At 74.7% G+C, this 14,485-nt stretch carries 13 protein-coding genes; 6 read left to right on the top strand and 7 right to left on the bottom strand.

All coding sequences use genetic code 11. The features are described from left to right. Positions 1 to 655, top strand: a 655-nt coding sequence (locus ABD352_RS53360; protein WP_344620365.1) for a cytochrome P450, incomplete at its 5' end; no start/stop codon positions are given. Here the strand turns inward: ABD352_RS53360 and lysS are convergent. Genes lysS through ABD352_RS53345 form a run of 3 tightly spaced genes read right to left on the bottom strand, consistent with a single transcriptional unit; the run spans position 611 to position 3,560 of the window. Then, positions 611 to 2,269 carry a lysine--tRNA ligase gene (lysS, locus tag ABD352_RS53355; protein WP_344620364.1) on the bottom strand — a complete coding sequence of 553 codons (1,659 nt, stop codon included), beginning with the start codon at positions 2,267 to 2,269 and terminating at the stop codon, positions 611 to 613. The genes ABD352_RS53360 and lysS overlap by 45 nt on opposite strands. 19 nt (positions 2,270 to 2,288) lie before the next feature. Further along, a complete protein-coding gene (locus ABD352_RS53350; protein WP_344620363.1) occupies positions 2,289 to 3,116 on the bottom strand; it encodes a hypothetical protein in 828 nt (275 codons plus the stop codon). 48 nt (positions 3,117 to 3,164) lie between these two features. Beyond that, positions 3,165 to 3,560, bottom strand: coding sequence for a response regulator transcription factor (locus tag ABD352_RS53345; RefSeq protein WP_344620362.1), 396 nt, complete (start codon positions 3,558 to 3,560; stop codon positions 3,165 to 3,167). A gap of 63 nt (positions 3,561 to 3,623) precedes the next feature. On the opposite strand from ABD352_RS53345, the gene ABD352_RS53340 reads away from it, so the two are divergent. Both ABD352_RS53340 and ABD352_RS53335 read left to right on the top strand, forming a co-directional pair. Continuing rightward, positions 3,624 to 5,870 (top strand): ATP-binding protein, encoded by a 2,247-nt coding sequence (locus ABD352_RS53340; protein WP_344620361.1) that lies wholly within the window; start codon positions 3,624 to 3,626, stop codon positions 5,868 to 5,870. An 86-nt stretch (positions 5,871 to 5,956) separates the two neighbouring features. Continuing rightward, positions 5,957 to 7,288 carry a chitosanase gene (locus tag ABD352_RS53335; RefSeq protein WP_344620360.1) on the top strand — a complete coding sequence of 444 codons (1,332 nt, stop codon included), beginning with the start codon at positions 5,957 to 5,959 and terminating at the stop codon, positions 7,286 to 7,288. Between the two features lie 9 nt (positions 7,289 to 7,297). Here the strand turns inward: ABD352_RS53335 and ABD352_RS53330 are convergent, their stop codons facing one another. Beyond that, positions 7,298 to 9,523 (bottom strand): putative bifunctional diguanylate cyclase/phosphodiesterase, encoded by a 2,226-nt coding sequence (locus ABD352_RS53330; protein WP_344620359.1) that lies wholly within the window; start codon positions 9,521 to 9,523, stop codon positions 7,298 to 7,300. Between the two features lie 89 nt (positions 9,524 to 9,612). On the opposite strand from ABD352_RS53330, the gene ABD352_RS53325 reads away from it, so the two are divergent. Then, positions 9,613 to 10,842, top strand: a complete 1,230-nt coding sequence (locus ABD352_RS53325) for a D-alanyl-D-alanine carboxypeptidase family protein (protein ID WP_344620358.1) — start codon at positions 9,613 to 9,615, stop codon at positions 10,840 to 10,842. Here ABD352_RS53325 and ABD352_RS53320 read toward each other — a convergent pair. Next, positions 10,820 to 11,422: a hypothetical protein gene (locus ABD352_RS53320; protein WP_344620357.1), complete on the bottom strand. Its 603-nt coding sequence runs from the start codon at positions 11,420 to 11,422 to the stop codon at positions 10,820 to 10,822. The genes ABD352_RS53325 and ABD352_RS53320 overlap by 23 nt on opposite strands. 104 nt (positions 11,423 to 11,526) lie before the next feature. On the opposite strand from ABD352_RS53320, the gene ABD352_RS53315 reads away from it, so the two are divergent. Next, positions 11,527 to 12,141 (top strand): acetoacetate decarboxylase family protein, encoded by a 615-nt coding sequence (locus ABD352_RS53315; protein WP_344620356.1) that lies wholly within the window; start codon positions 11,527 to 11,529, stop codon positions 12,139 to 12,141. A gap of 8 nt (positions 12,142 to 12,149) precedes the next feature. Here ABD352_RS53315 and ABD352_RS53310 read toward each other — a convergent pair whose 3' ends face one another. Together ABD352_RS53310 and ABD352_RS53305 are read right to left on the bottom strand one after the other, a co-directional pair. Further along, on the bottom strand, positions 12,150 to 12,809 hold the full coding sequence (locus ABD352_RS53310; RefSeq protein WP_344620355.1) for a response regulator: 660 nt from the start codon (positions 12,807 to 12,809) through the stop codon (positions 12,150 to 12,152). Continuing rightward, entirely contained in the window at positions 12,806 to 14,035 is a 1,230-nt protein-coding gene (locus ABD352_RS53305; protein WP_344620369.1) for a sensor histidine kinase, read from the bottom strand. Before ABD352_RS53305 ends, ABD352_RS53310 begins: the two co-directional genes overlap by 4 nt. 202 nt (positions 14,036 to 14,237) lie before the next feature. Here ABD352_RS53305 and ABD352_RS53300 point away from each other — a divergent pair. Continuing rightward, on the top strand, positions 14,238 to 14,485 hold a 248-nt coding region (locus ABD352_RS53300), incomplete at its 3' end, for a hypothetical protein (RefSeq protein WP_344611201.1).

Here is a 14,485-nt window from a genome sequence, read left to right as displayed (position 1 = left end):
CGCCTCGAACCCGGCCGCGCGCAGGGCCGGCCTGCGGGCCATGGCCGAGGCCACCGCCGCGCTGCTCGACCCGGGTGACGCCCCGGTCGCGGCGGCGCTGCGGGCGGCCTGGGGCGACGCCGACGAGCGGGTCGGCGCGCACAGCCTCATGCTGCTCTTCGCCGGGGTGGAGACGACGCAGAACCTGATCGTGAACACCGTGCACGCGTTCCTGCGCCACGGCCGTCCCGCCGTGTCCGACGCCGGCGGGCTGGTCGAGGAGGGTGCCCGGTTCGCGCCGCCGGTGCTCGGGGTGCTGCGCCGGGCCACCCGCGACACCGTCGTCGCCGGACGGGCGGTGCCGGCCGGCGCCGAGCTGGTGGTGATGACCGCGGCCGCCAACCGGGACCCGGAGCGCTTCGCCGACCCGGACCGCTTCGACCCGGGCCGCCGCCCCAACCCGCACCTGTCGTTCGGGCTGGGGCCGCACTACTGCCCGGGGGCCGCGCTCACCCGGCTCACCGCCAGGGTGGCGCTGACCGAGCTCCTCGCGGCGTTCCCGCGCTCAGCGCTGGCGGCCGAGCCGTCGTGGCGCGACCACGACCCGATCGTCCACGCCCCGGCGGGCCTGTTACTGCGCGCCGACGAGGGTGCGCACCCGCTGCGCGCCGAGTGACAGCAGCAGCGTGGGCAGGCGGGGCCCGGACTCCCGGCTCACCAGCAGGCGGTACAGCAGCGAGAAGAACTCCCGCTGCGCCACCTTCAGCTCCGGCGTCGGCTTGGTGTCCATGGGCAGGCCCAGCTGGATCTTCGGCACGCCGTACACCAGGCTGGTCAGGCCCTCGAGGGACCACTGCTCGTCGAGGCGCCCGGCCAGCAGGGCCAGGGCCTCGCGCTGGCCGTCGCCGAGGGAGGCGAGCAGCTCCTCGTCCGGCTCGGCCCGCACGTGCGTGCGCTGCTCGTCGGGGACGTAGGTGGTGACCCAGCGCACCGCGCAGTCCAGCCGCGGGCGGGTGACGTCCAGCGCGAGGATCGGGTCGGCCGGGTCGACGTCGGTGAGGATGCGCAGCATCTGGGCCGGGTCGCCGACGGTGATGTCGGCCACCGAGGCGAGCATCCGGTACGGCAGCGGCCGCGGCGTCACCGGCAGCGCACCGGCGGCGGTGCCGATCGCGCGGTGGTAGGCGGCGGCGTCGGCCGGCGCCGCGGTGCCCTCGCCGACCTTGCGCCCGAGCGTGTCCCACTCGTCGTAGAGGCGCTGGATCTCGTCGTCGAACGCGATCTTGAACGACTGGTTGGGCCGGCGGCGGCTGTAGAGCCAGCGCAGCAGCGGCGCCTCCATGATCTGCAGCGCGTCGGCCGGGGTCGGCACGCCGCCGCGGGAGCTGCTCATCTTGGCCTGGCCGGCGATGCCGACGAAGGCATACATGGGGCCGATCGGCGCGCGGGCGCCGAAGACCTCGGCGACGAGCTGGCTGCCGACGACGTAGGAGGAGCCGGGGGAACTGTGGTCCACGCCGGAGGGCTCGAAGTGCACGCCCTCGTAGGCCCAGCGCATCGGCCAGTCGACCTTCCACACCAGCTTGCCGTTGCGGTGCTCGGAGAGCAGGATCGTGGCGCCGTGGCCGTAGGAGCAGGTGTAGGTCAGCTCGGTGGTGGCGTCGTCGTAGGCGGTGACGGTGGTGGTGTCGCGGCCGCAGACGGCGCAGTAGGGCCGGTACGGGTAGTAGCCGGTCGCGCTCTCGCCGTCCTCGTCGTTCTCCTCGGGGGCGATCTTGGTGCGGTACTTCCCGAGGACCCCGTCGATGTGCTGCCGTTCGCGCATGGCGAGCAGGATCTGCTCCGTGTAGGCGCCGGACTGGTACATCTCGGTCTGGCTGATGCCGCGGAACTGCACCCCGAGCTGCTCCAGCGAGGCCGCCATGGCCGCCTTGAAGTGCTCGGCCCAGCTGCCGTAGGGGCTGCCGGGCGGGGCCGGGACGGCGGTCAGCGGGCGGCCGATGTGCTCGCTCCACGACTCGTCGACGCCCGGCACCCCGGCGGGCACCTTGCGGAACCGGTCGAAGTCGTCCCACGACAGGATGTGCACGACGTCCTCGCCGCGGCGGCGGATCTCGTCGGCGACCAGGTGCGGGGTCATCACCTCGCGGAGGTTGCCGAGGTGGATGGGGCCGGAGGGGCTCAGGCCGGACGCGCAGACGATCGGCCGGCCCGGCGCGCGGTCCTGTGCGGAGGCGATGACCTCGTCGGCGAAGCGGGCTACCCAGTCGTCCTCGATGCTGTGCGTCACCGGACCATTCTGTCCGATCCTAGGTGGCGGGGCGTAACCAGGGGTTGGCCGATATGAGCGGCAGCACCGGGTGTAGCCGCTCCCGCAGGGCCGGGGTGAGGGCCACCATCTGGACCTCGACCAGGTCGCCGCCGCTGACGAGGTAGATGCCGTTGGCCGGGTCCCGCATGAGGGGGTCGACGACGTCCTGCACCTGCTCGAGGTCGCGCTGCTGGTCGGCCAGGCTCTTGGCGCCGGGGAGCGTCACGAAGCAGACGTCGCCGGCGTAGCGGTCCCGGACCGCCCGCTCGGCGGCGCCGTGGTCGGTCGCGACGACCTCGACGACGAACACCGTCCGCGGCTGGGGGCTCTCGGTGGCGTCGCCGGGCTCGCCGTCGGGGTAGGCGACGCGCAGGTCGCGGTACCAGTCGGGGTGCTCGTCGTAGACCAGCTCGTGCAGCCCCTCGTCGTCGGGGCGCCCGCGGCTCCAGCCACCGGCAGGGGCCGGGCACGGCACCCGCCAGTCGAACGACGGCGCGGGGTCGGGCCGGGCCGGCGCCTGCGCGGTGACCTGCAGGACCCCGTGGCGCAGCGTGCCGCGCAGCAGCGCGGTGCCGTCGCCGGGAAGCCTGGTGGCGTCCAGCCCGGCCAGGTCGACGCCCATCCGGCAGCCCTTGGGCGGGGCGGTGGCGCTCGGCACGGTGCCCTCGCCGGTCTCGGGGGCCGGGGCGCAGAAGCGGGGCGCCCTGCCGGGCAGGAGCTCGACCCGCCCCGAGGCCTCGACCGTGTCGCCGTCGGTGACGAGGAGGCCGCCGGCGCTGCGGCGCGGCGCCGGCGCGGCGGGGGCGCGGCGGGGGCGGCCGAACACGCGGCCAGCAGTGCGCCCGCGGCCGCGAGCGCGAGAAGCCTCATGCCGTTAGGACGAGGCCGGCGGGGCTTCGGTTCCCGACTGCTCCAGCAGGGTCTCGATGCGGGCCATGAGCTCGCTCGGTTCGAACGGCTTGACCAGGTAGTCGTCGGCGCCCGCGTCGAAGCCGGTGCTCACGTCGAGCCACTGGCCGTGCGAGGTGAGCATGAGCACCGGCATCTGCTCGGTGGCGGCGGTGCCGCGCAGCGCCCGGCACACCTCGATGCCGTTGATGCCGGGCATGCTCACGTCCAGGATGGCCAGGTCGGGGTGCTCGCGGCGGGCCGTGTCCAGGGCGCTGCCGCCGTCGGCGCAGGCCAGCACGTGGTGGCCGGACGTGTCGAGCAGGAACGTGAGCAGATCGCGGATCGCGAAATCGTCCTCGGCTACCAGGACCGTCGACATGTCGCCGCCTCCAATACCTTCAAGGTCAGCATACAAACAAATCGGGTCAAATATGGTTGGGCCGTGCATTCCAGGCGGCGGTACGTCTCCGTGGCGCTGGCCGCGGTCGTGCTGCTGCTCGGCGCGGCCGCGACCGCCGGCGTGTGCGTCTCCCTGACCTCGAAGGAGCGCCGCTCCGCGGCCCAGGCGATGGACCGCCAGGTCGACCTCGCGCAGGCCGCGGTGAGCGGGGAGGTGCAGCGCTACCTCGACACCATCGACACGGTCGCGGGCGCGCTGGGCTCGCACGACGTGCTCACCCCGGACGCCTTCGAGCGGGCCACCGCGCGGGTGCCGGGGGAGAACCTGGCCGGGGCGACCGCGGTCGTCTTCGTCGTGCCCGCCGCGACGGCCGGCGTCGCCGCGGTGCAGCAGCAGTGGCGCTCGGCCGGCGCGGGCGACCTGACCCTGCGCCCTGCGCCCGGCGTGGCCGAGCACTACTTCGCCGTCTACGGCCGCCAGCTCGACGGCCGCGAACCGGCCGCCGGCGGGGCCGACTTCGCCGAGGTCCCGGCGGTCGCCGACGTGCTGCGCGAGGCCCGCTCGCTCGGCGGCGCCGCGGTGTCCGACGCCGCGGTGCTGACCCGCGACGCCGGGCTGCCCGCGACCGAGCGGCGGCGCTCGCTGAACCTGGCCAGCCCCGTGCTCGGCCGGGGCGGGTCGCTGCGCGGCTTCGTGCTGCTCGGCCTGCGCGGCGAGGACTTCTTCGGCGGCGCCATCGGCGAGGTGCTGCAGCGGCGGGTCACCGCCACGCTGTGGGCCGCCCAGGAGGGCGGCGGGCTGCTGCCGATGGCGACCGTGCACCCGACGGCGCCGCCCAGCGACGCGCTGCGCCGCTCCCGGGACCTCGGCATCGCGCAGCGGCACTGGCGGCTGGACCTGGCCGCCGACCCGCGCGAGCTGCCGGGCGCCTACACGGACCGGCCACTGCTGGCCGGTGCGGCCGGGGCGGTGCTCAGCGTGCTGCTGGCCGCCCTGGTGTACCTGCTGAGCTCGCGCCGGGCGAAGGCCCTCGAGGCGGTGCAGGAGGCGACCCGGGAGCTGCGCGCGGCCGAGCGGGAGGCCCGCGACCAGGCGGCGCTGCAGCAGGCGATCCTGACCAGCGTCGGGGAGGGGGTCACCGTCGTCGGCGAGGACGGCCGGGTGCTGCTGCACAACCCGGCGGCCCGCGCGCTGCTCGGCACCGCCGAGGACGCCGAGCACCTGGAGGACTGGCCGGCGCACTACGGGGCCTACCTGCCCGACCGGGTCACCCCGTTCCCGCCGGGACGGCTGCCCATGGTGCGGGCGCTGCGCGGCGCGGCGGTGGACCGCGAGGAGATGGTGATCCGCAACCCGGCCCACCCGGACGGCATCCTGGTCAGCGTCGGCGCCCGGCCGCTGGACCGCTCCGGCGGCGGCCCCCGCGGCGCGGTCGCGGTGCTGCACGACATCACCGAGCTGCGCCGCTACGAGACCGAGCTGGCCCAGTTCGCCGCCGTGGTGGCGCACGACCTCAAGAGCCCGCTGACGGCGGTGCACGGCTTCGCCGCGGTGGCCGCGGACGCCCTCGCCGCCGACCCGCCCCGGCCGGAGACCGCGGCGGCCGCCCTGGTGCGGGTGCGGCAGGGTGCGACCCGGATGCGGGCCATCATCGACGACCTGCTGGCCTACACCACGGCCCGGGACGCCCCGCTCAACGTGGCCGAGGTCGACCTGCGCCAGCTGGTGGATGCGGTGGTGGCCGAGCGGACCGCGCCCCGGCCGGCCGCCTACCTGTCCCCGGCCGTGCCCGACGCCCAGCCGCCGGCGCCGTCGGTCTGGATCGGGCCGCTGCCCACCGTGCGGGCCGACGCCGGCCTGCTGCGCCTGGTGGTGGACAACCTGGTCGGCAACGCGATCAAGTACACCCCGCCCGGGCGGGCGCCGCACGTGGAGATCACGGCGGAGGTGTCGGCCGGCGGCGTGCGGCTGGAGGTCTCCGACCGCGGCATCGGCATCCCCGACGAGGAGAAGGCCCGCGTCTTCGAGTCCTTCCACCGGGCCAGCCCGGTCGAGTACGGCGGCACCGGCCTCGGCCTGGCCATCTGCCGGCGCATCGTGGAGCGCCACGGCGGGGTGGTCGCGGTGGAGGACAACCCCGGCGGTGGCACGCGCTTCAGCGTGCTCCTGCCACCCGAGCCCCCGGCCGCGGCCACCCGCCTCCCGGAGGACGACTGGCGGCGGCTGCAGGGCCCGCCCGTGCCGGCCGCCGCGCAGGCCGCCGCCCGGGCGAACCATAACGCGAAATGAAGACGGTTTTAGGTCTCTTGACATCGAGGCTGTCCGATTCCATTATCTGTCAGGCAAGTTGCCTAACAGATATTTGGAGGCGCCTCGTGAACCACCCCCTCAGGCTGGCCGGCCTGGGCGCCGCGGCCCTGCTGGTCGCCGGCACCGCGACGACCGTCCTGGTCATGCACGGCGCCGACGCGGCCACGGAGACCCTGCTGTCGCAGGGCAAGCCCGCGACCGCGTCGTCGGTGGAGTCGTCGTCCCTCGGCGCCGCGCTGGCGTTCGACGGCGACACCGGCACCCGGTGGGCCAGCGCCGAGGGCTCGGATCCGCAGTGGATCCGCGTCGACCTCGGCGCGAGCCGCAGCATCACGCACGTGAACCTCAAGTGGGAGGCGGCCTACGGCAAGGCCTACCGCATCGAGACGTCCGCCGACGGCGGCTCGTGGACCACGATCTACAGCACCACCACCGGCGACGGGGGCACCGACGACCTCACCGGGCTGTCGGGCTCCGGGCGCTACGTCCGGCTGTACGGCACGGCCCGCGGCACGACGTACGGCTACTCGCTGTACGAGTTCAAGGTGTACGGCACGGGCACCGAGTCCACGCAGACGCCCTCCGCGCCGGCCTCTCCGTCGCGCACCGCCTCCCCGTCGGCATCCCCTTCCCCCTCACGCACCACGTCCCCCACCCCCACCTCCTCGCCGACGAAGCCGCCGGGCAAGGACCTCACCGACCCGCACAAGAAGGACATCGCGATGCAGCTGGTGTCCTCGGCCGAGAACTCCTCGCTGGACTGGAAGGCGCAGTACAAGTACATCGAGGACATCGGCGACGGTCGCGGCTACACCGCCGGGATCATCGGCTTCTGCTCCGGCACCGGCGACATGCTGGACCTGGTCGAGCTCTACACCCAGCGGGTGCCGGGCAACGTGCTGGCCAAGTACCTGCCGGCGCTGCGCAGCGTCAACGGCAGCGCCTCGCACACCGGGCTCGACCCGAACTTCACCAAGGACTGGAAGACCGCGGCGGCCGACCCGCAGTTCCAGAAGGCGCAGGACGACGAGCGGGACCGGGTGTACTTCAACCCCGCCGTCACCCAGGCCAAGGCCGACGGCCTGCGCGCGCTGGGCCAGTTCATCTACTACGACGCGATCGTCATGCACGGCCCCGGCACCGACCCGGTCAGCTTCGGCGGCATCCGCAAGGCCGCCATGGCCAAGGCCAAGACCCCGGCCCAGGGCGGCGACGAGGCGACCTACCTCAACGCCTTCCTCGACGCCCGGGTCGCGGCGATGAAGACCGAGGAGGCGCACAGCGACACCAGCCGGGTCGACACCGAGCAGCGGGTGTTCCTCAACAACCGCAACTTCGACCTCGACCCGCCGCTGAGCTGGAAGGTGTACGGCGACCCGTACACCATCGCGGCGTAAGCCCGCCGGTCACACCCGGGCGTCGCCGAGGATCGAGGAGATCGCCTCGGCGGCGCCCGGCCGCGCGAACAGGTACCCCTGCCCGAACTCGCAGCCGAGGCTCTGCAGCGTCGACCACTGCTCCGCCGTCTCGATGCCCTCGGCCACGGTCTGCAGCTGCAGCGCCCGGCCGAGCTGCACGACCGCCTCGGCCAGGGTCGCGTCGCCCCGCTCCGTCGTGATGCCGTCGACGAACGAGCGGTCGATCTTCAGGATGTCGACGGGGAAGCGCTTGAGGTACGACAGCGACGAGTAGCCGGTGCCGAAGTCGTCGATCGCCAGGCGCACCCCGAGGGCCTTGAGCCGGCCGAGGGTCTCGATCGTGGAGTCGGTGTCCTGCATGAGCAGCGACTCGGTGATCTCCAGGACGATCTGGCGCGGGTCGACGCCGGTCTCGGCGAGGATCCCGGCGACCTCCTCGACCAGCCCCTCGTGCTGGAACTGCCGGGCCGACAGGTTGATGTTGACCCGGATCCCGGCCGCCGCCGGGAACTCGTCGCGCCAGCGGGCCAGCTGCTCACACGCCTGGCGCAGCACCCAGCGGCCGAGCGGCACGATGAGCCCCGTCGACTCGGCGAGGGGGATGAACGTGTTGGGCCCGAGCAGCCCGCGCACCGGGTGCTCCCAGCGCACCAGCGCCTCGACGCCGATGAGCCGGCTGGTGGGCAGGTCGACGATCGGCTGGTAGTGCACGAGGAACTCGTCCCGGGCCAGGGCCCGCTCGACCTCGGCGCGCTCCTCGGCCTCGCGCATGATGCCGGCGTACATCGCCGGGTCGAACAGCGCGAAGCGGTCGCGGCCGGCCCCCTTGGCCGCGTACATCGCCAGGTCGGCGTTGCGCAGCAGCTCACCGGGGTCGGGCCCGTCGTCGCCCTCGCCGGCCTTGGCGGTGGCCACGCCGATCGAGGCCGAGCACACGACCTCGCGGTTGCCCAGCCGCAGCGGCCGGCGGATGGCGGCCAGGAGCCGGTCACCGAGGTCCATCGCCTCGATCTCGGAGATGTCCTCGACGAGGATGGCGAACTCGTCGCCGCCGAGCCGGGCGAGGGTGTCCGAGGCCCGCAGCTGCTGGTGCAGGCGCAGCGCGGTGGTGGCGATGAGCTGGTCGCCGGCGTTGTGCCCGAGGCTGTCGTTGACCAGCTTGAAGTCGTCGAGGTCGACCAGCAGCAGGGTGATGCGCCCGCCGCCGCGGCGGTTGCGGGCGATGGCGTGCTCGAGCCGGTCGCGGAAGAGCGCCCGGTTGGGCATGCCGGTCAGCGAGTCGGCGAACGCCTGCCGGGTCAGCTCCTCCTCGAGCTCCTTGCGCGCGGTGATGTCCCGGATGCTGATCACGGCGGCGTTGAGCGGCTCCTCGTCGCAGCGGTTCGTGCCGATGACCTCGACCCAGATCCAGGCCCCCTCGGCCCGGCGGACCCGCGACTCGGCCCGGGCGGTGTACCCGGGGCCGCCGTTGACCACCGCCGCCCACCACTCCATCGACGTGGCCAGGTAGTCGGGGTGGGTGATGTCCATGAGCGTCTCGCTGGTCATCATCGCCGGGTCGTAGCCCAGCGCGGTGCGCACCGACGGGCTCGCGTAGGTCACGTCGCCGGCGGGCCGGATGGCCAGGACGGCGTCGGAGGAGTTCTCCAGCAGCGCCTCGATCTTGCGCTCGGCGGTGCGGCGGGCCGCGTCCAGGCGCCGCCGGTTGCTCGCGGTGCGGGCGCAGAACCAGGTGACGCCGAGCATCAGCGCGACGGTCAGGGCGGCGAGGGTGCCGGTCACCGGGCGGTCGCGGGTGGCGACGAGGCCGAGGTACCCGGCGACGCTCGCCGCGCCGAAGCCGATCACCTCCCGGTTGCTGGCCAGCGCCGAGGTCGAGGCGAGGATGAGCGTCACGCCGGCCGGGTAGAGGGCCAGCGCGGCGGCGTCGTAGGCGGTGAACCCGAGCAGCAGGGCCAGGTTGACCGACCACCACGCGATCATCACGTGGGGCAGCCAGCGGCTCGTGACGTACCGCTGCCACGGCAGCGCCACGAGGGCCGCCTGCCCGCCCGCGGCCAGCACCATGAGGGCGACCAGCCATGGACCGCCGTGCCAGTCCAGCTGGACACGGACGGCCCCGATGAGGATGACCGCCACGGCGATCCACGTGCCGAGCCGGATCTGCCGGGCCCGGTAGTCGATCTCGTGCTGCTCCAGCGCGTTGTCCGACATGGTCACCCCGATCGGAGGGACGCCACCGTTGCTGAGTGCGTTTCCGGTGCAGTCCCGGTGATTGTGGCCGCCACGGTAGGCTGCGCGGCATGGAGGTCTGGCGTCTTGCCGCGGCCGCACTGACGGTGCTGCCGCTCGTCGGGCCATCCGGAGGTCCCTCCAGCCCGACCCCGGTCGTGCCCTGTCCCTACGCGTCCACGCCGACGATCCCGCCGACCCCGCCCTCGCCGGAGCGGGACCCCGCGGCGCCCGTGGTCGGCGGCGAGCGGATGGCCACCACGGGGCTGGCCGTGCCGGACGGGGCGGCGGCCCCGCCGACGCTGTCGGCGATGTCGTGGGTGGTGGCCGACCTCGACACCGGCGAGGTGCTCGGGGCATGCGCGCCGCACCTGCGCCGGCGCCCGGCGAGCGTGCAGAAGCTGCTGCTGGCCGCGACCGTCCTGCCGAAGCTGGACCCGAACCAGGTGGTCGAGGCCACCCCGGCCGACCTGGACCTGCCGGCCGACAGCTCGATGGTGGGCCTGATCGTCGGCGGGCACTACCCGGTGTCGGCGCTGTGGTACGGGCTGCTGCTGGAGTCCGGCAACGACGCCGCGAACACGCTGGCCCGGGTCGGCGGAGGGGACGGCGGGGTGCCGGCCACGATCGCGGCGATGAACGCCGAGGCGCACCGGCTGGGCGCCGACGACACGCACGCGGTCACGCCGTCCGGCTACGACGGGCCGGACCAGTTCACCAGCGCGTACGACCTGGCCCTCATCGCGCGGGAGAACTTCGCCCGGCCGGCGTTCCTGCAGTACGACACCGCGCTCACCTTCCAGTGGCCGGCCCAGCCGCCGAAGGACCCGAAGGGCTTCCAGATCCAGAACGAGAACAAGCTGCTCACCGAGTACCCCGGCGCGATCGGCGGCAAGACCGGCTTCACCGACGAGGCCCGGCACACGTACGTCGGCGCCGCCCGGCGCGGCGACCGGCGGCTGGTCGTCACGATCATGGGCGCGGAGGTGGTCCCGGCCCGGGCCTGGAAGCAGGGCACGACGCTGCTCGACTGGGGCTTCGCCCGCCCGGCCGGCAGCTCCGTCGGCCACCTGGTCACGCCGGAGGAGGCCGAGGCCCTGCACAACCCGCCGCCGTCCGCCGTCGCCGTCGCCTCGGCCGCCGCCGCCCCCGCGGGGACCCGCCCGCCCTCGGCCACCCGCGCCCCGTCCGGCACCACCCTGGCCCTGGGCGGCGCCGGCATCGTCCTGATCGCCGGCGCCGGCGTCGTCTTCGTCCGGGCCCGCCGCCGCTACGGCGTCAGCTCAGCGGGAGGCCGGTGACCGGCTGGCCGCAGGCCCGCTGCGCGGCCCGCAGGTGCGCGTCCATGCCGCGGAGCGCGCCGGCCAGCGCCGCCGTGTCGGTGGCGCCGCCGCGCTCCAGTGCCGCGAGCCGCTGGACGTCGTCGAAGAACCCGTTGTAGGCGTCCTTCAGGTCGCGGTCGAGGACCAGCAGCCGGGTGCGCGCGTGCGCCTCGTCGGCGCCCCGCTGGACCTCGGCCTCGGTCGGCGGGGTGTCGCTCGCGGGGCCCGCGGCGGCCTTGCGCAGGCCGGCGGTCACCTCGCTGAGGTCGGTGCAGACCGCGGACCTGGCCCAGGCGTTGACGCCGAACGCGGCCGCGGCCCCGCCGAGGGCGAGCAGCAGGACCGCGGCCACGGCCAGCGTGAGCCCGAGCCGGGAGCGCCGCGGCGGGGCGGACGCCGGGAAGGCGGACGGCGGGGGAGGGGGCGGGGAGGCGGCCGGCGGGGGAGGCGCCGCCGGGACGGGTCGCTGCGGGGCGTCGAGGTCCACGTAGGTGGCGTACGGGTTGGCCGACCCGTGGTACGGAGCGGCCCGCCGGGTCGTGTTCGGTTCGGCGGTCATGCGCGCTTGCATCGGCAGGGGGCGGCCCGGCCTGAGGGCTGCGCGGTTGCCGTTCGGTGCGGCGAGCGCTGTTGGCAGGCTGTCAAGAGGCGTACGGTGGCGGCATGGCCTATCCGGCGGAGCCCTGGAAGCTGCGCGGCCGGATGCACGTCTCGGTCTTCGTGGTGCCCGCCGCGGCGGTTCCGGCCCTGCCGCCGGAGCTGGCCGGCGCGGTCCGCGTGGTGCGCCTGGCCGGCCGGGCGGTGATCGGCGCGGCCTGGGTCGACTACCGGCCGGGCGGCGACCTGAGCTACCGTGAGCTGCTGTCGGCGGTCCTGGTCCGCGCGGGCGCCCGCCCGCGGGTCAGCATCACCCACATCTGGGTCGACAGCCCCGCCTCCCGCGACGGCGGCCGCGCCCTGTGGGGCATCCCCAAGGACCTCGCCGAGTTCGACCTGACCGGCGAGCGCGCCGCGGCCCGCACCGCCGGGGGCCCGATCGCCGAGGCGGCCCTGCGCCGGCCGCGGTTCGGGCTGCGCCTGCCGATCGGCTTCCGGGTCGTCCAGGCCCTCTCCGGCGCGCCGAAGACCAGCCCGGTGCGGGCGACGGCCCGGTGCGCGTTGTCCCGGGTCGCCTGGCGGGCCGACCCCGGCGGCCCGCTGCGCTTCCTGGCCGGGCGCCGGCCCGTGCTGTCCCTGGTCGCCGACGACTTCACCATGCGGTTCGGCGGCGCTGCGTAGCGCCCGGGTCAGCCGCCGGGCTGGACGAGCCCGCACTCGTAGGCGAGGATGACGGCCTGAATCCGGTCGCGCAGGCCGAGCTTGGCCAGGACCCGGGTGACGTGCGTCTTGACCGTCGCCTCGCTCAGGTACAGCTCGGCGCTGATCTCGGCGTTGGAGCGGCCGCGGGCGATGAGCCCCAGCACCTCGAGCTCTCGCCGGGTCAGCGTCTCGAACCCGGCGGGGCGGTTGGAGCCCGGCCGGGGGCGCCCGACGTACTCCTCGATCATGCGCCGGGTGATCTCCGGTGCCAGCAGCGCCTCGCCCGCGGCGACCGTGCGGACGGCCCCGGCCAGCTCCCGCGGCGGTGCGCTCTTGAGCAGGAAGCCGCTCACCCCGGCCCGCAGTGCCTGATAGACGTACTCGTCCTCGTCGAACGTGGTGAGGATGAGGATGCGCGCCGGGCAGCGGCCCCGGTCCAGCAGGCGGCGCGTCGCCGCGATCCCGTCCATGCGGGGCATGCGGATGTCCATGAGGATGACGTCGGGCAGCAGCACGAGCGCCCTGTCGATGGCCTCCATGCCGTCGGCGGCCTCGCCCACCACCTCGATGTCGTCCTGGCCGTCGAGAATGGAGCGGAAACCGCCGCGCACGAGAGCCTGGTCGTCGACGAGCAGGACGCGGATCATCGCTGGGCCGCCTGCAGCGGCAGCCGCGCCGTCACCGAGAAGCCCGCCCCGGGCACGGCCGCCGCCTCGAGCGTGCCGCCGTAGAGCCCGACCCGTTCGTGCATCCCGATGAGGCCGTGCCCGACCCGGTCCGCGCCGGCGCGGCCCGGCCCGTCCGTCCGCCCGGTGTCCCGGACACTCACCCGTACCGACTGATCGTCGTAGTGCAGCACGACGTGCGCGGTGGTCGGCGCCGCATGCTTGAGCGCGTTGGTGAGCGCCTCCTGCACGATCCGGTAGACGGTCAGGTCCACGCCGGGTGGCAGCGGCCGCGACGGGCCCTCCACGGCGAGCTCGACCGGCAGGCCGATCCCGGCCATGTGCTCGACCAGGTCGGCGAGGTCCGCCGTGCCCGGCTGCGGCTTGAGCGCGAGCCGGGCCCGTTCCCCGCGGAGCAGGCCGAGCATCCGCCGCAGCTCGCCGACCGCCTGCTGCCCGGTCTCCTGGACCGACTGCAGCGGCGCCCGGGCCCGTTGCGGGTCGCGGTCGAGCAGGTCCTCGGCGGCGCCCGCCTGGACCACCATGACGCTGACGCAGTGGGCCACGATGTCGTGCAGCTCGCGCGCGATGCGGGCGCGCTCCTCGGCCAGCGCGGCCTGGATCGCCCCCTCGCGCTCGGCCTCCAGCTGCTGCGCGCGGGCCCGGTCGTCGGACTGGCTGCGGGCTCGGGCGCGCAGCACCCGGCCGGCGATCAGGCACGCCGCGAGCGGCACCGCCACGAACGGGAGGTTGCCGGCGGTGAGGGACTCCGGGTTGCGCAGGAACACGACGACCAGGCCGGCGACGATCGCGGCGGCGCCGATGAGGGCCCGCGCCCGCTCGCTGTGCCGGGCCACCGAGTAGCTGGCGACCAGGATCGGCAGGAAGTCGCCCCACAGCGTGACCGTCAGCGGCGTGACCAGCATCGGGCCGGCGACGGCGACCGCGACGAGCACGGCGGTCGCCAGCGGCGTCACCCGGCGCAGCGCCAGCACCGACGTCGCCACCAGGGTGGAGGAGGCCACGGCCGGCATCGGGCCGTACGGCGTCGAGTTGTCGAGCTGGAACACGAGATTCACCTGGGCGAAGCCGGCGATCGCGAGCGCGAACAGCGCGTCGGGTAGCAACCCCGCCGGCCTGCGCCGCAGCCAGGCCCGCGCCTCCGACTCCACCCGTGCCCGGGTCTGCACCGGCGCCGTCAACCGCATCACATCGGCAAGTTACCGGCGGCCGGACCTGCGCGGCGTCATCCCCAGGTCGCATTTCCGGCGGCCCGGTTCGCGACCGGGGTATGACCCGCCGCCGACCGCGGCACGACGACGCCACGGGTCGGCCGGGCCGACGCTGATGAGGCCGCCCAGGGGCGGCACCACACACAGCGCGGGGCGCTGCGAGCTCGTGGAGGAGAGCATGACCATCAACGTGAGGCGCCTGGGCGGATGGGCGCTCATCGTCGGCACGATCGTCACGATGGGGGCTTACGCCGCCGCCAATCTGCTCGCGCCGGGCAGCGGCGAGGAGGTGTTCCGCTACAAGCTCTGGCCGCTGTTCTACGGAGTCGCGCTGGTCGGGGACGTCGTCATCGCGCTGGGCCTGCCGGTGATCCTGACCTTCGCGGGGCGCGCGCCGAAGCTGCACATCGTCGGCTACGTCGGCGT

Origin of the sequence: Dactylosporangium salmoneum (genome assembly GCF_039532525.1) — a bacterium.
Lineage (GTDB): Bacteria > Actinomycetota > Actinomycetes > Mycobacteriales > Micromonosporaceae > Dactylosporangium > Dactylosporangium salmoneum.
Note: the sequence above shows the minus strand (reverse complement) of the source record. Positions and strands in the feature narration are given on the sequence as shown.

Bases quoted from the DNA above. Each gene is read 5' to 3' on its own strand.
- ABD352_RS53345 (WP_344620362.1), bottom strand. From the start codon at position 3,560: ATGTCGACGGTCCTGGTAGCCGAGGACGATTTCGCGATCCGCGATCTG.
- ABD352_RS53330 (WP_344620359.1), bottom strand. From the start codon at position 9,523: ATGTCGGACAACGCGCTGGAGCAGCACGAGATCGACTACCGGGCCCGG.
- ABD352_RS53325 (WP_344620358.1), top strand. From the start codon at position 9,613: ATGGAGGTCTGGCGTCTTGCCGCGGCCGCACTGACGGTGCTGCCGCTC.
- ABD352_RS53320 (WP_344620357.1), bottom strand. From the start codon at position 11,422: ATGACCGCCGAACCGAACACGACCCGGCGGGCCGCTCCGTACCACGGG.
- ABD352_RS53305 (WP_344620369.1), bottom strand. From the start codon at position 14,035: ATGCGGTTGACGGCGCCGGTGCAGACCCGGGCACGGGTGGAGTCGGAG.
- ABD352_RS53315 (WP_344620356.1), top strand. From the start codon at position 11,527: ATGGCCTATCCGGCGGAGCCCTGGAAGCTGCGCGGCCGGATGCACGTC.
- ABD352_RS53310 (WP_344620355.1), bottom strand. From the start codon at position 12,809: ATGATCCGCGTCCTGCTCGTCGACGACCAGGCTCTCGTGCGCGGCGGT.